The sequence below is a fragment of the Pseudomonas sp. NFACC25 genome (genome assembly GCF_900100935.1).
GTDB lineage: Bacteria > Pseudomonadota > Gammaproteobacteria > Pseudomonadales > Pseudomonadaceae > Aquipseudomonas > Aquipseudomonas marginalis.
Map to the genome: position 1 here is coordinate 1 of NZ_FMUC01000012.1, position 18,928 is coordinate 18,928.

The window sequence follows — 18,928 nt, forward strand, 5'->3', positions numbered from 1 at the left end:
TCCGGCGATGTTTTGAAGCGCTCGGACTCCAGCCGCTTTAGCCAAAGGCAAAAACCGTTACGCTCCCAATACAAAATTTTCACTCGGTTTCGAGGCTTGTTGAGGAACACGAAAAGTACCGGGTCAAACACCGCGACCTTAATGTCCAGTTCGACCAGAGCGGCTAGGCCATCGATGGATTTTCGGAAGTCGACGGGTTTGGGGTAGAGATAGACTTTTTCGACTTTTGCGTCGGGACGCATCATGAGGTGCTGGCTCCGGAAAGGAATCGGGAGCACAGCATCGGGGATCAGATGGTGACTTTGAATGTGGGGTTCATGGAGCGCTTACGTATCAACCCAGAAACAACAAAGCCCTCACATTTCTGTGAGGGCTTTGTTTTGTATGGTGCGGCACCAGGAGTCGAACAGCGCTACAACCCATTGTAAAAAAACATATTTGTTATATGTGTTTTTTATTCTATCTCTAAATGTATCCTTTTTGATGGGGCTATCTGTTGGCGATATTCCGGGCCAGAACGAGCAGTCCCCTATCATTTATAGAATTCGTTTCAGACCTTTGGGTCTACGGGGTCGTATAAAAAGGACTTTAGTATTTCCGAGAATTTCGTTATTTCGTCAATGTAGATACGGCACAAGTACTCAAAGATTTGAGCTTCTGACATTAGCCGTCTACCAGTTAACTTGCTGAACATGTCTTTGTCGTCATGAAACGTAAGACCGGCGGACACTCGTACTAGTTCTTCTGCACCTGACAGATAATCCTCGTAAATTTTCTTCTCCACGCTGCTAAGAGGGATGCAATGAACATTCTTAAAATTAAGAGTGTGCTTTTGGTCTGCTTGGTCTCCATCCAGTATCGAAATTACGTTATCTTTTGTCGACAGAAATTCTTCGTCAGCATTTCTTTGCATTAAATTAACTACATTGGGCGCTCCGCCAATGTAAATAATTTTGAATCGATAAAAAGTTTCTGCGCAAAATTTATTAATGATGAATTCTAAAAAGCGCTGCAGTACTTTGTCTTCAGTTAAGATGTATTTGTCCCATCCCTCGAATCCAAATAACAAACTTTTGATGAAGTTGTAAGAGACTGGAAGTGGGCTTACAATTCCGTCTACCTCCTCCAAATGAAATAGCTCGCCGTACAGCAGTGTCTTCATTAACGGGAGGGAGTGCGTGGTGAAAAAAATGTTAACCTTATACTTTTCACAGAACTCTCGTAGCTTTCCAGCTAGTTTTGTTTGTGCGGCAGCATCCAGTGAAATATCTATTTCGTCAATAGCAATGAGTTTTGCCCCGGCCTTTATTTTTCGATAAAGGCTGATGAGAAAAAACTCTCCGGAGCTCAAGTAGTCTTCTCGGATATATTTGCTATCGTCTAACAAAACGCAATAATAGTTTGTTTTTTTGATTTTTATCTCTACTAAGGTGTCAAATCTTGAAGTAGAGTAAATCTCATTCAGCATTTTTATAAGCTCTAACGGACGCTCATGATTATCCAATACGATAGATCGTCGAATATCTAGGTCGGCTGAGATTATATTTTGGAAAAAGTTAAACCTCTGGCCATATGGCATAGGCAATTCGGCATCAATGCTTGCCTTGATTTCGTCTGGTATTATATCTTTTGAGTTGAGTGTCCTGATCTCCGGATCATAATAAAAGCTATATTTATCATCTTCTGCAGTATAAGTTACGGCGCTGTCTGTATTGAAGATGCTAGCCGGGGATGTCCGTGCAAATGTGTCAGCAAACTGGAGGTTTTGAATAGCCTTGACTAACGTGGTTTTGCCTGCACCGTTTCTTCCTACGATACAGGTTAACTTGCATGAACTCAGGTCTAAATCTACAAGCATGTTTCGAATGTGTTGAATGTTGGAGATCTGGATTCTCAACTTCATGGCTACTTCACCGTGCCGCGAATAAACGCGTCAACAACTGAAGTTCCATATTTTTTCCGTAATTTATTTAAGTAGTGGGGGTCGGTAGTGTTTACGTAGTTCAAATAACCCGATATCTGTAAAAGGCCAACACTGTTGTCTCCTTTTAGTTTTGAACTTTCTGATTCTAGTCTATCATTGAATTTGGTTTTATCACTCGCGTAGAAGTGAAGTAGAACCTCAATTGTATTTTTTAGTTTTGAATCAATGGTGACGGTTCCATTGGGCAAAATAACCATCCCCAAAATTTTTATTTTATTTCCTACAGACGAAAATTTGGTTTTGCTGAAGTTTAGGTTTAGCTTCTCGCCGAAACACTCTTTCAGCATTTCTCCAACTGTAGTATCGATCCCATATAGTCGGGTGTCCCCACTGCTAGACAAGATAATGTCGTCAGAATATCTAGTGTAAATTAGATTTTGAGCGATACAGTAATCTTCAAGTATGCTGTCAAATTTTTGAAGACACGCATTGCTAATGATAGGGGATGTTGAAAACCCAATGGGCAGCATGTCATTTACGGTTGACATTTCTATAATTCTATCTAAATATCTGTCTATGTCGGAGACAGGTATAGAGTCGAAATTGTTTTTTACTGTTTCTCTTACTAAGGCGCTATCAATACTGTTAAAAAAGCTTTTGAGGTCTGTTTGAAAAAAATGACGGCTGCCGGCATGTTTTTGTACTGCACTTGCAACGTTCACTCCTTTTCTGTAGGAATAAACAACATTTTCATTTACTTTTAAAAATTCAAAGACAAATAAATTTAGAAATTTATGGTAGGCCTTCAATTTTTCGTCGGTCTTGTATAGTTCCATGCCTTTGAGGGTGGTTACTTTATAGCGCGTTGTTATATCTCCCGCCAAAAAATCCTGGAAATCATGTTTTCCATGATACATGGCGTCAAATATCGAGCTTAATTCTTTCTTTGCCATAACAGCCCCTCAAACCTTCGACTCACTATGTGTTACGCGAATTTTTTATTCGTGACAGCAAAACTAATACTGTTGTAGTGTTTGCCTCAGTCTATATATGTACAGCAGACTATGGATTCAGGCTGGGGTCACTGTAACAAAAAAAAGGCGCATAAGCAGGTATTAAGCCAGAATGCACCATAAGTGCACAGCTAATTGAACAGTTGAAAGTGATCTTTAGGTGCAGGCAGGAAGGGGGTTACGGGTAACGCAAATTTTACTGTTCGTGCGGCTTCCCTCAATCAGCAGATTGGGGAAGTCACACAAAAGTAACTCGGATACAGGCCTTTAGAGGTCAGCTTGAGACTGGAGATGCTCCTAGTCACTGACATGAAGAGATCCTAAGCCGCATTCCCAAAAAAAACAAGGGTAGGCAGGTCATCCCTGAGTTCTAGCTCTGAGATATGTACAGTCATATTCTGTGAGTCTAAAGCTGACCCAGTGCTGATGTACGTCGCCTGCCGAGACGAATGTCCGCTATTGGGTCGTTTCTGCCGAACTCCTATTTTTTTTGCGATGGTCGGTCTTTACGTCCTCTATGGATGGTGGAACTGCACCTATCACTTTGAATTGCCAAGGCTTCCCTAGACGAGCAGTGATCAACTGCATGGTCAGTAGATAGTAATAGCGCGTTGATTCGGCGTGTTGATTGAGGTGGTTTTTTAGAAACCATGCGAGATGCTTTCTCTGCCAGGCCCATGGGTTCTCTCGGTGCCAGCGATCAGAGATCGCCGCTTGAATGGCCTTTGCTTGGCGTAGGTGACGTTCGCGAGTGGCATGCGACCCGGTGAGAACGCCCGCCAGAAAAATCTCCATATCGAATGGCTTGCTCATGCTCGAGCGCCAATGTACGCCGATACAACGTCGATTCGACCGTGCCCCAGCTCATAGCTGATTTGTGCTCGAGCCTTCTGATCGAGGTGATGATCGAGCTGGTAACAATTGCCTCCATTGATGGGGGCGGGATGAAGGGTGATTTGCTCGTAGCGTTCGCATGCATAGGCCGCCCGCAGTTCGTGGAAGCCTTTGAGGTTGTGCGCGTGGAGGATGTCTCGAGCGGGGCGAACAGTGCCCTGTAAGAAATCCTGGTAGCTTTCGTGCGGAGCTAATACGTTGCGGCTAGTGTCAGGCGAGGCCTGTTCGGCAAACCTCAGGGCATCACGAATATGATTATCTACCCCGATCCAGCGAGGTGCCGAAGCACCTGCGCGACCACCTTTGGTGCCATCCTGGATGTTGATCTTCCCGTATTGTTCGGACTCGCGCTTCAGGCGCGGAAGGTCGGCTAAAATCGCCTCGCGCAAGCGCATGCCGGTGGCTCGCGCCAACTGCGCGATGGCCGCAGCGCGCGGCATTTGGTGTTCGCAGAGCACGGCGACGAGCCGCTTCACGTGTTCGCGGTCTTGGCCTTGCGGCACCGAGCGACGAACATTGGTGCGCTGCATTTCCAACGCCTTGCTCGGACTCGGTACTTTCACGTACTGATCACCGCGAAGCGCTGCCATGGTCCGGTTCACGCTGGATAATCGATTTTGTGCGGTGGCGATAGCGAGGTCGCCGCGCTCGACTAAGTGACTCAGATGCGCCGCGTAATCCGACAAGATCTGGCGATCTATCTGCCGTGCATCGTTGAGCCCTGGTCCATCGTCTGAGCGGCACCAGCGCACAAACGCCTGCCAGCGATCGCTGTGCGCTTTGACCGTACCGTAATGCCCTCCGCCGAACATGTCTTTTAACGCCTGCGGTCCGGCATAACTCAGTTGTCGACCATACCCAAAATTACGCCCATCCCGTCTACCGACCAATCCCATGACCAAACTCCTCTCGAAGCCACACTTGTAAAACCTTCCCCACGTCATCCCGCCAAGAATGTTGAGTGTTATCAGGGATCAAGGCCCCTGCGACCTGTGAGGGTTGTCCACTAACGCGGGACTGGCGGCTCTTTACGACCGGGAGCTTGGGCATCTCATGATCTGGCGTCCTGAACACTTCCGAAGAAGTGGGCGGGTGGAGGCTGCGCTGGCTGACGAGACCGGCGCCGCGAGATCCTGAGTCGGGTGAAGGCAGTGATGCGATGACCGGGGCATGCCTGACTGTCAGTCAGGTGCAGTCCATTCCATGGTCTGCGGCACCGTCATCTGCATCGCTGTTGCTGGTGACTTCGGTGTTTGTCACGCCGATTGTCACGAGGGGGAATGCCGCAAAGCCTTGTACGAGTTGGGCTGCAGCAGCGGTAGGAGCGCCCGTCTCTTTCCGGGAGAAAGAGACGGGCGCAGGTTGGCGCAATGAAATGGCCAAGCGGATAGGTTGCTGCAGGGCAGCTATGAAAGAGTATGAGTTGCCGCAGTGGGCACACTGATAAAAGTAGGCATCCATCACATCGCTGTGACTGTGCGAGCCGCCGGACGCTAATCGCACTTTGGGTGAACCACCACGGTGTGGCGTAGCCTTAAAGGTTCTGGCTACCTGGGTTGCTGTCAACGACAGCGCTTTACCCGATCTTTTCTACGCCTGTGGATAATTTGGGTCAAGGCTCGAATTTTCGGGAGTTCTGCGGCTGTGGATGAAATTATCCACCGGTGGAAATCAGTGGTTTTCCACAGATAGTTGCATGGGTTTTAGATTTTTTTAAGTGAGGTCCATCCAAGCAGGGCGGCTTTGCAGCCCTGTTTGGATGGACCCGCGTGGACAAGCGGATCATTGAGATATGAAGGCCGAGCGCTTACTCAGTTGCGCCACGTTTTGCTTTTAGGCGAGTGACGTTCGCTCCTGTCTGGTTCGCGAATTCGTGTGGAGTGACATGCTCGGGCCGGTTGGCCTCCAGATACCGGCTCCACCAGTTCATGATCAGTCTGCGCTCCTCAATGAACTCGGCCTTGTGAATGTAAGCGGCGCGGACGTTGTTGCGCTCCTTGTGGCTCATCTGCCGTTCAATGGCTGTCTCCGACCACAATCCTGACTCGATCAGTGCGCTGCAGGCCATCGAACGAAATCCATGCCCGCAGATATCGGTTTTGGTGTCGTATCCCATCGTCCGAAGCGCGTTGTTCACGGTATTTTCGGACATGGGCTTCCAGGGTTTGGCATCCCCTGCGAAGACCAATGCGAATTTGCCTGTGAGTGCATGGATTTTTTCGAGTAGCGCCACTGCTTGCGGTGATAAGGGTACTAAATGGATATCTCCTGCCATCTTCGTACCCCTTGTGGAAAAGGGTACTCCCTCCAACGCGGGTCGAGTGTCCGGTATCTCCCAGGTGCCCCGCTTGAGGTCGAACTCGCTCCAGCGTGCGAAACGCAGTTCGCTGGATCGTACAAACACATGCAGCGACAGCATCACCGTTAGACGGGTAAGTGCCCGGCCTTTATAGGTGTCGATCCGCTCCTGCAGTTCCGGCAGTCGCGATAAGGGTAGAGCGGGGCGATGCACCACCCGCGGGGCCTTGATCGAGCCTTCGAGGTCGTAAGCAGGGTTTGCGGTGATAAGCCGGAGGCGTTTTGCCTCGCGCATGATGCTCTGCAGGTAGTTTTGTACCCTTAAAGCGACGTCTATCGTTCCGCGCTTCTTGATCGCTTCCAAGGGCTGCATGAGGTCATGGGTGTCGAGGTCGACAATGGCGCGGGCGCCGATCAGCGGGAACACGTGGGTTTTGAGGCGGCTCATCACAGTCTTGGAATGGCCTGGTGCCCACTTGGCCGACATTTCTGTGTGCCAGTCCAGCGCAACGCTTTCAAAGGTTCTGCCTTTGATTACGGCTTCCGCCTTGGCTTGGTGCTTGGTCTCTATGGGATCAATGCCATCCGCCAGCATCCGCTTCACTTCCAAGCGCTTGCGGCGCGCGTCGGCGAGGCCAATGACGGGGTAGTTGCCGAACGAGGTAAGCCCTTCCCGTCCGTCAGGTTTGACGTAACGGAGCCGCCAGCCTTTGCGGCCATTGGGTTGGACTAGAAGATAGAGGCCATCGCCGTCGAAAAGCTTGTAGGCGCGGACTGTAGGTTTTGCCAAGCGGCAAGCTGCGTCGGAGAGCGGAGCTGTGGTGCGCGACATAAGGGTACTCCCTTTTATCGAAGTGACCTGTATCCCAAACTCTACCCTTAAAACGGTTGGAATCCACCAGTTTCTGACGGAAACCGATGGAACCCCAAAACGAAAAAACCCGCCAGAAGGCGGGTTTTTCGGGGGTTTCAGAGATTTTGAAAGCCTTCTCTGGAACCTTGTATGGTGCCGGCACCAGGAGTCGAACCCGGGACCTACTGATTACAAGTCAGTTGCTCTACCAACTGAGCTATACCGGCGTGTTAGGGCGACGATTATAGCGATTGGCAACGTTCTGTAAACCCCTGAATTCTGACTATTTTTGCAGAACCCGAGCTTTTTTCACGAACGCCCCTTTTTCCGGCAAGCACGGGTAGGATTCTTCCCTCGTCGCCGGGCGGTCTGGCCAGTGCGATCTTGAGTTCATCCCTGCCTAAGGAAGCCCCACGTGAAACGGATTCTCTCCCTGTGCCTCATCCTCCTCGCCGCCGCTCTCAGCGCGTGCTCCACTACCAAGCCCGGCAACGACCCCGCGCTGGTCGGTACCTGGAAAGGCCTGCGTTCGGAAACCGGCAACTGTCAGTTCCTGTCGTGGACCAACCACCTCAAGGCCGATGGCCGTTTCACCATTACCTTCTTTCGCGATGCGCAGCAGACGCAGGTGATTCAGACCGAGCAGGGTTCGTGGTCGGCGGCCGACGGTAAGAACGAGTTGCGCACCGATGGGGTGCGTTCGCCGGATGTGTACGCCTATAAGCTGGTGGATCCGGACACCGTGCATTACGTGAGCGTGGCAGCGGCCCCTACCAGTGATTGCCAGGGTGATTATGAATTCACCGAGAGGCGGGTTCATCAATAAGCCTGAGCCAATGCCCGCAGGCTGACGATGGTCAACGCGTTTGCGCTCGTGCTGGGTATCCTCTTGGTTCAATGGGTGGGTTCATTGAGGGTCGAGGAAGTGTCCAGCGGCGTGGGTTTTGCTTAGTTGTGCATAGACGTCGCGGGCGACCGCCGGGTGGGTTTTGCCTTGAATCCAGCTGCGGTTTGCGTATTCTGTCGCGCGATATGAATAGTAGGTTTAATCGCAAAATCGTGTAGGCAAATTTTCGAGACAGATTTGAGGCAATGGATTATTTGTTTGTGGGTATGTCAGATTTGTGCCGTTTTTGACCAGCAGGCCAACAAAAATCACGATAAATCAGTGCAAGTTCATGTTCTTACAAGGAATGCATTTTTTTCGGCGGAATAGTCATAAAAATGGCGCCAGGCCGTTCGTCGGATAAGATCGGGCTAAAAGCATCAAAATACTGACACCATCAATGTGATATCACAGAATGCCTCGGCCAACACATAACTATAAAAATACAAGGTCAGCTCTTCGCTGACCTTTTTATCGCCTTTAAAGCGCAAACCAGGTGGGGAGGGGCAGTGAGTGAGTCGAGCAGATGACATTTCAAAACTATTCAACAAGCTGGGTGCCAACCCGAATGGCTACCGCGAAATCGACTTTATCCATGAGTTTATCGAGGACGAAGTAGAGGTCCTGGAAAGCCCGGAGGTTGTTGCTCCCCCGCCTGCAGTGGCAGCTCTCTTGGACGAAGCCCCATCGGCCCCGTTGTTGCGTTTGCTCGAAGAGCTGAACCATGGCGCCGCCGACCACCTGCCACGGTCCGAAGTGGTACCGGGCACGCAAGGCGAGGTGTATTCGGAGCAGTCCACGCCGAAAGTGGTGGTGGTGGTTTCGGTTAAAGGGGGCGTGGGCCGTAGCACCTTGTCTGCTGCGATTGCCAGTGGCTTGCAGCGCCAGGGGCACCCGGCGCTTGCCCTCGACCTGGACCCGCAAAACGCCCTGCGTCACCACCTGTGCCTGGGCCTCGACTTCCCTGGCGTCGGTGCCACCAGCTTGCTTAACGAAAGCTGGGAAGCCCTGCCTGAGCACGGCTTTGGCGGTTGCCGCCTGGTGGCGTTCGGTGGCACTGACCACGAGCAGCAGCAGAGCTTGAATCGCTGGCTGGGCCAGGATCCGGAGTGGCTTGGCAAGCGTTTGGCCAGCCTTAAGCTGAACGGCCAGGACACGGTCATCATCGACGTACCGGCCGGCAACACCGTGTACCTCCGTCAAGCCATGTCGGTCGCCGACGCGGTGCTGGTGGTGGTGCAGTCGGATGTGGCGTCGTTCAGCACCCTGGAGCAGATGGACAGCGTGCTGGCGCCATACCTGCAACGCGCAAAACCGCCACAACGCTTTTATGTGATCAACCAGTTGGACGCCGCCCACCGCTTCAGCCTGGACATGGCCGAGGTGTTCAAGACGCGCCTCGGCAGTGCCCTGCTGGGCACGGTACACCGCGACCTGGCGTTCAGCGAAGCCCAGGCCTACGGGCGTGATCCCCTCGACCCTACCGTCAACAGTATCGGCTGCCAGGACGTCCACGCCCTGTGCCGCGCCTTGCTCGAACGCATCGACTCGGACCTTCCATGACCGACAATACGTCCTCCACGCCCTTCGTCGAAGGGCGCGCTGAACAGCGCCTGAATGGCGCCATCGCGCGCTTCAATCGCTGGCCTGCGGCGCTACGTACGGTGCTGGTATTTGCCAGTTGCGTGCTCGGTGCCCTGCTGTTTTTTGGCGTTATCAGTGCGCCGCTGGACCTCTACAGCCAATGCCTGTTTGCCGCTGTGTGCTTCATGGCGGTGCTGGTGCTGCGCAGGATCCCGGGGCGCCTGGCAATCCTTGCGCTGGTGGTGTTGTCGCTGGTGGCCTCGCTGCGCTACATGTTCTGGCGACTCACCTCCACCCTGGGCTTTGAAACCTGGCTCGACATGTTCTTCGGCTACGGCCTGGTCGCCGCCGAGTTCTACGCCCTGATCGTGCTGATCTTCGGCTACGTACAAACCGCCTGGCCGCTGCGTCGCACTCCGGTGTGGCTCAAGACCGAGCCGGAAGAATGGCCGACGGTGGATGTGTTCATCCCCACCTATAACGAAGCGTTGAGCATCGTAAAGCTGACCATCTTCGCCGCCCAGGCGATGGACTGGCCCAAGGACAAGCTGCGCGTGCACGTGCTCGATGACGGCCGCCGTGATGACTTTCGCGAGTTCTGCCGCAAGGTCGGGGTCAACTACATCCGTCGCGACAACAACTTCCACGCCAAGGCCGGCAATCTCAACGAAGCGTTGAAGGTCACCGACGGCGAATACATCGCGCTGTTCGACGCCGACCACGTGCCGACGCGCTCCTTCCTGCAAGTCAGCCTGGGCTGGTTCCTCAAGGATCCGAAGCTGGCGATGCTGCAAACGCCGCACTTCTTCTTCTCGCCGGACCCGTTCGAAAAGAACCTCGACACCTTCCGCGCCGTGCCCAACGAGGGCGAGTTGTTCTACGGCCTGGTGCAGGACGGCAACGACCTGTGGAACGCCACCTTCTTCTGCGGCTCGTGTGCGGTGATTCGCCGTGAGCCGCTGCTGGCAATCGGCGGGGTGGCCGTCGAGACCGTGACCGAAGACGCCCACACCGCGCTCAAGCTCAACCGCCTGGGCTACAACACGGCGTACCTGGCGATCCCGCAAGCCGCGGGCCTGGCCACGGAAAGCCTGTCGCGCCACATCAACCAGCGGATTCGCTGGGCGCGGGGCATGGCGCAGATCTTCCGCACCGACAACCCGCTGCTGGGCAAGGGCCTCAAGTGGGGCCAGCGCATCTGCTACGCCAACGCGATGTTGCACTTCTTTTATGGTTTGCCGCGTTTGGTTTTCCTCACCGCGCCGCTGGCCTATTTGGTCTTTGGCGCGGAGATTTTCCATGCCTCGGCGCTGATGATCGTCGCTTATGTACTGCCGCACCTGGTGCATTCAAGCCTGACCAACTCACGCATCCAGGGCCGTTTCCGGCACTCGTTCTGGAACGAGGTGTACGAGACCGTACTGGCCTGGTACATCCTGCCGCCGGTGCTGGTGGCGCTGGTCAACCCCAAGGCCGGTGGCTTCAATGTCACCGACAAGGGCGGCATCATCGACAAGCAGTTCTTCGACTGGAAGCTGGCGCGCCCTTACCTGGTGCTGTTGGCCGTGAACCTGGTCGGCCTGGGCTTTGGTATCCATCAGTTGATATGGGGCGATGCGTCCACGGCCGTGACGGTGGCGATCAACCTGACCTGGACCCTCTACAACCTGATCATCACCAGCGCCGCCGTAGCCGTGGCCTCGGAGGCGCGCCAGGTGCGTTCAGAGCCGCGCGTCAGCGCCAAGCTACCGGTGAGCATTATCTGTGCCGACGGCCGTGTGCTGGATGGCACTACCCAGGATTTCTCGCAGAACGGCTTCGGCCTGATGCTCACCGATGGTCACTCGATCACCCAGGGCGAGCGCGTGCAACTGGTGCTTTCGCGCAACGGCCAGGACAGCCTGTTCGATGCGCGCGTGGTGTTCAGCAAAGGGGCGCAGATCGGCGCCCAGTTCGAACCCCTCAGCCTGCGCCAGCAAAGCGAATTGGTACGCCTGACCTTCTCCCGCGCCGACACCTGGGCCGCGAGCTGGGGCGCCGGCCAACCGGATACGCCGCTGGCGGCCCTGCGCGAAGTCAGTTCCATCGGCATCGGCGGCCTGTTCACCCTCGGCCGCGCCACCCTACACGAACTGCGTCTGGCCTTGAGCCGCACCCCCAAAAAACCGCTTGATACGCTGATGGACAAGCCATGACCTCGAAGATTTTCGCTCGCCCTCATCCGCGCCGTGCACTCGCGCTGATGATCGCCTCGCTGATGGGTTTCAACACCCTGGCGCAAGCTGCCGAGCAAGCGGTGACCACCGTGCCCGTGCAAAGCACCGACAACGGCTACAGCCTGACCCTCAAGCAATTGGGGCGTCGCGACACCATGAACCTGCAAGGGGTGGAGTCTTCCGACAGCGTCAACTTCGACATTCGTGCCGACGAAGTGGTCAAGGGCGCGCAACTGTTGCTCAAGTACAGCTACTCGCCGGCGTTGCTGGCGGACCTGTCGCAGATCAACGTGCTGGTCAACGGCGAAGTAGCCGCCAGCCTGGCGTTGCCCAAAGAGGGTGCCGGTACTCAGCAGGAACAACTGGTGCAGATCCCGCCGAAGTTGATCACCGAATTCAACCGCTTGAGCCTGCAGTTCATCGGTCACTACACCATGTCCTGCGAAGACCCGTTGCACAGCAGCCTGTGGGCCAAGATCAGCAACAGCAGTGAGCTGAAAGTGCAGGTCGAGCCGATCGTCCTCAAGGACGACCTGGCCGTGCTGCCGCTGCCATTCTTCGATAAGCGTGACGCGCGCCGGGTGAGCCTGCCGTTCGTGTTCGCCACCGCGCCGGACAGTGCCGCCCTGGAAGCGGCCGGTGCGTTGTCGTCTTGGATCGGCGGCCTCGCCAGCTACCGTGGCGCGACCTTCCCGACCACCCTCGGCGAGCTGCCGGCCAAGGGCAATGCCATCGTGCTGGTGCAAACCGCCGAAGCCATGGATGTGCACGGTGTCGCCATCGCCAAGCCGACCGGCCCGACGTTGACCCTGATCGCCAACCCCACCGACGCCAATGGCAAGCTGCTGATCGTCACCGGCCGTGACGCGCAAGAGCTCAAGCGCGCCGCCACCGCCGTGGTGCTGGGTAGCCCGGTATTGGCCGGCAACAGCGTGGTCATCACCAAGCTCGAAGCCCTCGCGCCGCGCCGTCCCTATGACGCCCCGAACTGGCTGCCGAGCAACCGCCCGGTGCGCCTCGGTGAGTTGGTCGAGCAGCAGAAACTCAGTGTGTCGGGCTACAATCCCGGCGCCATCAGCGTCGACATGCGCCTGCCGCCTGACCTGTTCAACTGGCGCGAAGAAGGCGTGCCGCTGCACCTCAAATACCGTTACACCCCCCAGCAGGTGTCGACCAATTCCGCGCTGCTGATCGGTCTGAATGACCAGTTCATGAAGTCCGTGGCGCTGCCGTCGGTGACCAACCTGGGCGGCGGTCAAACCCTGCTCGACCAGTTGAAGAAAGACGAAAGCCTGCCCCGTGAAGTGACGACCCTGTTGCCGATCAGCTCGGCATCGCCCAAGTCCAAGCTGCAGCTGCGCTTTATGTACGACTACATCAAGGAAGGCGAATGCCGCGACATTATCGTCGACAACATGCGCGGTTCCGTCGACCCGGACTCGACCCTCGATGTCACCGGTTACCAGCACTACATCGCCATGCCTAACCTGGGTGTGTTCAACGACTCCGGTTTCCCGTTCACGCGCCTGGCCGACCTGTCGGAATCCGCCGTGGTCATGCCGGACAACTTCGGCACCGATGAAATCACCGCTTACCTGACCGTGCTCGGCCGCTTCGGCGAAGCCACCGGTTACCCGGCGACTGCGGTGAAAGTGGTACAGGCCAAAGATGTGCAAAGCGTCGCCGACAAGGACCTGCTGGTGCTCGCCACCGCCGCCAACCAACCGCTGCTCAAGCAGTGGCAGCAGTACCTGCCGGCGACCAGCGATGGCGCGCAGCATCAGTTCCTGTTGTCGGACCTGCCGCGTTATGTGCGCAGCTGGGTCAGCCCCGATCCGGCGGCCAATATCCACAAGGCCAATACCGGGATCACCTTCAACAGCTTGAGCAGCAGCACCTGGCTGGCCGGTTTCCAATCGCCGCTCAAGTCCGGGCGCAGCGTGGTACTGATCGCCAGCAACCAGCCGCAAGGCCTGCTGGAAGCTACCTCCGCCCTGATCGGCGGCGACGACTACAAAGATTCGATCCAGGGCAGCCTGGCGGTGGTGCAAGGCACGCAGATCAGCTCGCTGGTGGCGGACGAGCAGTACTACGTCGGCAAGCTCAACTACTTCAAGTTCATGCAGTGGCAACTGTCCCAGCACCTGGGGTGGATGCTGTTGATCACCTTCCTCAGCCTGGCGGTGGTCACGTCGCTGATCTACCTGTCGCTGCGTGCCCGTGCAAAACGGCGGTTGGCATGAGCCCGCTGCGTAGCATGGCCCTGATAGCGCTGGGCTCGCTGATGTGTGCTGGTGTGGCGCAGGCACAGAGCTGCGACTGGCCGTTGTGGCAGAACTATGCCAAGCGCTTCGTGCAGGACGACGGCCGCGTGCTCAACTCCTCCATGAAACCTACCGAGAGCAGCTCCGAAGGGCAGTCCTACGCGATGTTCTTCGCCCTGGTCGGCAACGACCGTGGCAGCTTCGACAAGCTGTGGACCTGGACCAAGGCCAACATGTCGGGGGCCGATATCGGCCAGAACCTGCCAGGTTGGTTGTGGGGCAAAAAGCCTGACAACACCTGGGGCGTGATCGACCCCAACTCTGCCAGCGACGCGGATTTGTGGATGGCCTACGCCCTGCTTGAAGCGGCGCGCGTGTGGAATGCACCGCAATACCGCGCCGATGCGCAATTGGTGCTGGCCAATGTGGAACGCAACCTGATCGTGCGTGTGCCGGGCCTGGGCAAGATGCTGTTGCCGGGGCCGGTGGGTTACGCCCATGCCGGTGGTCTGTGGCGGTTCAACCCGAGCTACCAGGTGCTGGCGCAGCTACGTCGCTTCCATAAAGAGCGGCCGAATGCCGGCTGGAACGAAGTGGCCGAAAGCAACGCGCGGATGCTCGCCGACACCGCCAGCAACCCCCATGGCCTGGCGGCCAACTGGGTCGGTTATCGCGCGACCAGTGCCAACACCGGGCTGTTTGTGGTCGACCCGTTCTCCGATGACCTGGGCAGCTACGACGCGATCCGCACCTACATGTGGGCCGGCATGACCGCCAAGGCCGATCCACTCGCGGCGGGCATGCTCAAGTCCCTGGGGGGCATGTCCCGGGCGACGGCTGCGGCGGCCACCGGCTTCCCGCCGGAGAAAATCCACGTCACCACCGGCGAAGTCGAGAAGAACAACGGCTATTCGCCGATCGGCTTCTCGGCGTCGACCATTGCCTTCTTCCAGGCTCGTGGCGAAACCGCCCTGGCACAACTGCAAAAGGCCAAGGTCGACGACGCGCTCAACAAAGCCTTGGCGCCCTCGGCGCCGGACAGCGCGCAGCCGATCTACTACGACTACATGCTCAGCCTGTTCAGCCAAGGCTTTTCCGATCAGAAGTACCGTTTTGAACAAGACGGTACGGTCAAACTTTCCTGGGAGGCAGCATGCGCCGTCACACGCTAGCCATTGCGATTCTCGCCGCCCTGGCCTCGACCGCCAGCTTCGCTGAAACCAGCGACCCGCAGTCCCTGCTGATCGAGCAGGGCTACTACTGGCAGGCGAAGAAAAACCCCGAGCGGGCCCTGGAGACCTGGCAGAAACTGCTTAACCTGAGCCCCGAGCAGCCGGACGCGCTTTATGGCATCGGCCTGATCCAGATGCAGCAGAACCACCCGGCCGAGGCGCAAAAGTACCTGGCCCGACTGCAAGCGCTGAGCCCGGTTCCGCGCCAGGCGTTGCAGCTGGAGCAGGACATCACCGTCAACATGCCGGAAAATGCCAAGCTGCTGGAGCAGGCGCGTGAATTGGGTGAGCCCGAAGACGAGCGCGAAAAGGCCGTGGCCTTGTACCGTCAGATTTTCCAGGGCCGCCAGCCCCAGGGCCTGATCGCCCGTGAGTACTACAACACCCTGGGCTTTACCGCCAAGGGCACCAATGAGGCCATTGCCGGCCTGCAGCGCCTGACCCGTGAGCGGCCCAACGATCCGATCGTTGCGCTGTTCCTGGCCAAGCACCTGGCACGCAACCCGGCAACCCGGCCGGACGGTATCCGTGCGTTGGCCAAGCTGGCCTCGAACAACGATGTGGGCGGCAACGCCGATGAAACCTGGCGCTTTGCGCTGGTCTGGCTCGGCCCACCGAAGCCGGACCAGGTGTCGCTGTTCCAGCAATTTCTCACCGTGCACCCGGATGACACCGAGATCCGCGCGCTCATGGACAAGGGCATCGCCCAAGGCAGGGGCGGCGGTGCCTGGCAGCGTGATCCGCAGATGACCAAGGCGTTCAAGGCCCTGGACGACGGCGACTTGAAAACCGCCGAGCCACTGCTCACGGCGCGCCTTGCGCAAAAATCCAATGACGTCGATGCCCTTGGTGGCATGGGCGTGTTGCGTCAACAGCAAGAGCGTTTCAGCGATGCGGAAAACTACCTGGTGCAGGCCACGCGCTTGCCCGGTGGCGCCGCGTGGCAGTCGGCCCTGAACGACGTGCGTTACTGGAACCTGATCAGCCAGAGCCGTGACGCCCAGCGCGCCGGCCGCGGTGCCCAGGCCCGCGACCTGGTGGCCCAGGCCGAGCGCCTGAACCCGGGCCAACCGGGTGCGGCAATCGCCTTGGCCGGTTTCCAGGCCCAGGACAACCAGTTCGACGTTGCCGAAGCCGGCTACCGCAAGGTGTTGGCCCGTCACCCTGGCGACCCGGATGCGCTCAGCGGTTTGATCAACGTATTGTCCCAATCCGGCCAGCCGGATGAAGCCCTGAAGCTGATCGACTCGGTGTCGCCGGCCCAGCGCGCCAAGTTTGCGCCGAGCGTGAAAATCAACGCGCTGCGCGCTACCCAGGTCGGCAAACTGGCCGAGCAGCGCGGTGACCTGAAGGCCGCGCAAGCCGCCTACCGCCAGGCCCTCGACGCCGACCCGGAAAACCCCTGGACCCGCTTTGCCCTGGCGCGCATGTACCTGCGCGACGGTCAGATCCGCAATGCGCGTGCCCTGATCGACGGCCTGCTCAAGACCCAGCCCAACCAACCGGATGCGCTGTACACCAGCACCCTGTTGTCGGCTGAATTGAGCGAGTGGAAACAAGCCGAGGCCACCCTCGGGCGCATCCCAACCGCCCAGCGCACGGCGGACATGAACGAGCTGGCGATCGATATCGCCCTGCATCAGCAGACGGACATCGCCATCGAAACGGCGCGTCGTGGCCAGCGTCCGGAAGCCCTGGCGCTGCTTGGTCGTTCCGAGTCGCTGACCCGGCAAAAACCTGAGCGCGTGGCGGTGCTGGCTGCTGCTTATGTTGAAGTGGGCGCCCCGCAGTTCGGCCTGGACATGATGCAGAAGGTGGTGGAGAACAACCCCAACCCGACTGTCGACCAGAAACTGCTGTACGCCAACGTACTGCTCAAGGCCAACAAGTACAGCGAGGCGGGCGAGATCCTGCGCGAAGTGCAAGGCCAGCCGTTGACCGAGATCGGTCGCCAGCGCTATGACGATTTGATCTACCTGTACCGGGTCAAGCAGGCCGACGCCCTGCGCGAGAAGAACGACCTGGTGGCGGCCTACGACATGCTTTCCCCGGCCCTGGCCCAGCGCCCGAATGACGCATTGGGTGTCGGTGCCCTGGCGCGCATGTACGCGGCCAGCGGCAATGGCAAGAAGGCCATGGAGCTGTACACGCCGTTGATCCAGCAGAACCCGAACAATGCGCGCCTGCAATTGGGTCTGGCGGACATCGCCCTGAAAGGCAACGACCGCAGCCTGGCGCAATCGGCCAGCGACAAGGCCCTGGCGCTCGAACCGGGCAACCCGGAGATCCTCACTTCGGCGGCACGCATCTATCAGGGCCTGGGCAAGAACAGCGAAGCCGCTGAACTGCTGCGCAAGGCCCTGGCGATTGAAACCGCGATGAAGGCCAGGACCCAGGTGGCCCAGGCCGAACCTCAGGGCAAATCGTCTAACCCCTTCGTGGGCTTGCCGGGCCAGCGCCGCCAGGTCACCGACCTGACTGTCGCCGGCGCCGTGCCGCCGCCGATCGATGCACCGACCAAGACCGTCACGTCCAGCGCTTTTGCCAGCGCGACGTCCAACGACCTGAGCGACCCGTTTGTGCCGCCGTCGACCATCGCCTCCATCGACAGCCCCGAGCTGAGCCCGGCACGGCGTGCGCTGGATACCATCCTGCGTGACCGTACCGGGTATGTGGTGCAGGGCTTGAGCGTGCGCAGCAATAACGGCGAGAAAGGCTTGAGCAAGATCACCGATGTGGAAGCGCCGTTCGAAGCGCGCATGCCGGTGGGCGATAACACCATAGCGTTGCGCGTCACGCCGGTGCACTTGAGTGCGGGCAGCGTGGGCAGCGATGCGTTGTCGCGTTTCGGCAAAGGCACCACCACCCCGGCGGGCTCCCAGAGCGACACCGGTGTTGGCTTGGCCGTCGCGTTCGAGAATCCGGATGAAGGTCTCAAGGCCGACGTCGGGGTCAGCCCTCTGGGCTTCCTCTACAACACCCTGGTGGGTGGCGTGAGTGTCTCGCGTCCGTTCGAGGCCAATTCGAACTTCCGCTATGGCGCCAATATTTCCCGGCGTCCGGTCACCGACAGTGTCACTTCCTTCGCGGGTTCCGAAGACGGCGATGGCAACAAATGGGGCGGCGTCACCGCCAACGGCGGCCGTGGTGAGCTGAGCTATGACAACCAGAAGCTGGGCGTCTACGGCTACGCGTCGCTGCATGAATTGCTGGGCAATAACGTCGAAGACAACACCCGCCTGGAACTGGGCAGCGGCATCTACTGGTACCTGCGCAACAACCAGCGGGACACGTTGACCCTGGGCATCAGCGGCTCGGCGATGACCTTCAAGGAAAACCAGGACTTCTACACCTACGGCAACGGTGGTTACTTCAGCCCGCAGCGCTTCTTCTCCCTGGGCGTGCCGATTCGTTGGGCACAAAGCTTTGATCGCTTCAGTTACCAGGTAAAAAGTTCGGTAGGCCTGCAGCATATCGCGCAAGATGGGGCGGATTTCTTCCCTGGCGAAAGTACGCTGCAAGCGTCCAGGAATAATCCCAAGTACGAGAGCACCAGCAAAACCGGCGTCGGCTACAGCTTCAACGCGGCGGCCGAATACCGTCTCAGCTCGCGGTTCTACCTGGGGGGTGAAATCGGACTCGATAACGCCCAGGATTACCGCCAGTACGCGGGTAATGCTTATCTGCGCTACTTGTTCGAAGACCTGAGCGGACCTATGCCTTTGCCGGTCAGCCCGTACCGTTCCCCTTATTCCAACTGATTA

12 protein-coding genes and 1 tRNA gene are annotated in these 18,928 nt (G+C 57.4%); 6 read left to right on the forward strand and 7 right to left on the reverse strand.

Going from position 1 to position 18,928, the window contains the following annotated elements; all coding sequences use genetic code 11:
• The 7 genes from tnpB to BLQ09_RS23270 all read right to left on the reverse strand — a co-directional run.
• A partial coding sequence (gene tnpB, locus BLQ09_RS23235) for an IS66 family insertion sequence element accessory protein TnpB (RefSeq protein ID WP_139202133.1) occupies window positions 1-245 on the reverse strand: 245 nt, incomplete at its 3' end.
• Window positions 246-550: 305 nt separating this feature from the next.
• Window positions 551-1,903: an ATP-dependent nuclease gene (locus BLQ09_RS23240; protein ID WP_092358691.1), complete on the reverse strand. Its 1,353-nt coding sequence runs from the start codon at window positions 1,901-1,903 to the stop codon at window positions 551-553.
• A 2-nt stretch (window positions 1,904-1,905) separates the two neighbouring features.
• Window positions 1,906-2,877 (reverse strand): reverse transcriptase domain-containing protein, encoded by a 972-nt coding sequence (locus BLQ09_RS23245; protein WP_092358693.1) that lies wholly within the window; start codon window positions 2,875-2,877, stop codon window positions 1,906-1,908.
• A 516-nt stretch (window positions 2,878-3,393) separates the two neighbouring features.
• Window positions 3,394-3,750, reverse strand: coding sequence for a hypothetical protein (locus BLQ09_RS23250; RefSeq protein WP_256569003.1), 357 nt, complete (start codon window positions 3,748-3,750; stop codon window positions 3,394-3,396).
• On the reverse strand, window positions 3,747-4,727 hold the full coding sequence (locus tag BLQ09_RS23255; RefSeq protein WP_092358695.1) for an integrase domain-containing protein: 981 nt from the start codon (window positions 4,725-4,727) through the stop codon (window positions 3,747-3,749). The genes BLQ09_RS23250 and BLQ09_RS23255 overlap by 4 nt, the downstream gene beginning before the upstream one ends.
• A gap of 911 nt (window positions 4,728-5,638) precedes the next feature.
• Complete coding sequence (locus BLQ09_RS23265; RefSeq protein WP_092358699.1) at window positions 5,639-6,961, reverse strand: tyrosine-type recombinase/integrase; 1,323 nt, start codon at window positions 6,959-6,961, stop codon at window positions 5,639-5,641.
• Window positions 6,962-7,133: 172 nt separating this feature from the next.
• Window positions 7,134-7,209: transfer RNA gene (locus BLQ09_RS23270), tRNA-Thr, on the reverse strand.
• Between the two features lie 188 nt (window positions 7,210-7,397).
• On the opposite strand from BLQ09_RS23270, the gene BLQ09_RS23275 reads away from it, so the two are divergent.
• From BLQ09_RS23275 to BLQ09_RS23300, 6 genes are all read left to right on the forward strand, one after another.
• Window positions 7,398-7,808, forward strand: coding sequence for a hypothetical protein (locus tag BLQ09_RS23275; protein ID WP_027605105.1), 411 nt, complete (start codon window positions 7,398-7,400; stop codon window positions 7,806-7,808).
• 573 nt (window positions 7,809-8,381) lie between these two features.
• Window positions 8,382-9,431, forward strand: coding sequence for a cellulose biosynthesis protein BcsQ (gene bcsQ, locus BLQ09_RS23280; protein ID WP_027605104.1), 1,050 nt, complete (start codon window positions 8,382-8,384; stop codon window positions 9,429-9,431).
• The gene (bcsA, locus tag BLQ09_RS23285; protein ID WP_027605103.1) at window positions 9,428-11,647 is read left to right on the forward strand and encodes a UDP-forming cellulose synthase catalytic subunit; all 2,220 of its coding nucleotides are present in this window, start codon (window positions 9,428-9,430) and stop codon (window positions 11,645-11,647) included. The genes bcsQ and bcsA overlap by 4 nt, the downstream gene beginning before the upstream one ends.
• Window positions 11,644-13,911, forward strand: coding sequence for a cellulose biosynthesis cyclic di-GMP-binding regulatory protein BcsB (gene bcsB / locus BLQ09_RS23290; RefSeq protein ID WP_027605102.1), 2,268 nt, complete (start codon window positions 11,644-11,646; stop codon window positions 13,909-13,911). The genes bcsA and bcsB overlap by 4 nt, the downstream gene beginning before the upstream one ends.
• Window positions 13,908-15,104: a cellulose synthase complex periplasmic endoglucanase BcsZ gene (gene bcsZ / locus BLQ09_RS23295; protein WP_027605101.1), complete on the forward strand. Its 1,197-nt coding sequence runs from the start codon at window positions 13,908-13,910 to the stop codon at window positions 15,102-15,104. Before bcsB ends, bcsZ begins: the two co-directional genes overlap by 4 nt.
• Window positions 15,086-18,925, forward strand: a complete 3,840-nt coding sequence (locus tag BLQ09_RS23300; RefSeq protein ID WP_092358701.1) for a cellulose biosynthesis protein BcsC — start codon at window positions 15,086-15,088, stop codon at window positions 18,923-18,925. The genes bcsZ and BLQ09_RS23300 overlap by 19 nt, the downstream gene beginning before the upstream one ends.
• Window positions 18,926-18,928 lie beyond the last annotated feature (3 nt).

Excerpts from the sequence above, each read along its gene's own strand:
- BLQ09_RS23240 (WP_092358691.1), bottom strand. The coding sequence starts at position 1,903 with ATGAAGTTGAGAATCCAGATCTCCAACATTCAACACATTCGAAACATG.
- BLQ09_RS23245 (WP_092358693.1), bottom strand. The coding sequence starts at position 2,877 with ATGGCAAAGAAAGAATTAAGCTCGATATTTGACGCCATGTATCATGGA.
- BLQ09_RS23250 (WP_256569003.1), bottom strand. The coding sequence starts at position 3,750 with ATGAGCAAGCCATTCGATATGGAGATTTTTCTGGCGGGCGTTCTCACC.
- BLQ09_RS23255 (WP_092358695.1), bottom strand. The coding sequence starts at position 4,727 with ATGGGATTGGTCGGTAGACGGGATGGGCGTAATTTTGGGTATGGTCGA.
- BLQ09_RS23265 (WP_092358699.1), bottom strand. The coding sequence starts at position 6,961 with ATGTCGCGCACCACAGCTCCGCTCTCCGACGCAGCTTGCCGCTTGGCA.
- bcsA (WP_027605103.1), top strand. The coding sequence starts at position 9,428 with ATGACCGACAATACGTCCTCCACGCCCTTCGTCGAAGGGCGCGCTGAA.
- bcsB (WP_027605102.1), top strand. The coding sequence starts at position 11,644 with ATGACCTCGAAGATTTTCGCTCGCCCTCATCCGCGCCGTGCACTCGCG.
- bcsZ (WP_027605101.1), top strand. The coding sequence starts at position 13,908 with ATGAGCCCGCTGCGTAGCATGGCCCTGATAGCGCTGGGCTCGCTGATG.
- BLQ09_RS23300 (WP_092358701.1), top strand. The coding sequence starts at position 15,086 with ATGCGCCGTCACACGCTAGCCATTGCGATTCTCGCCGCCCTGGCCTCG.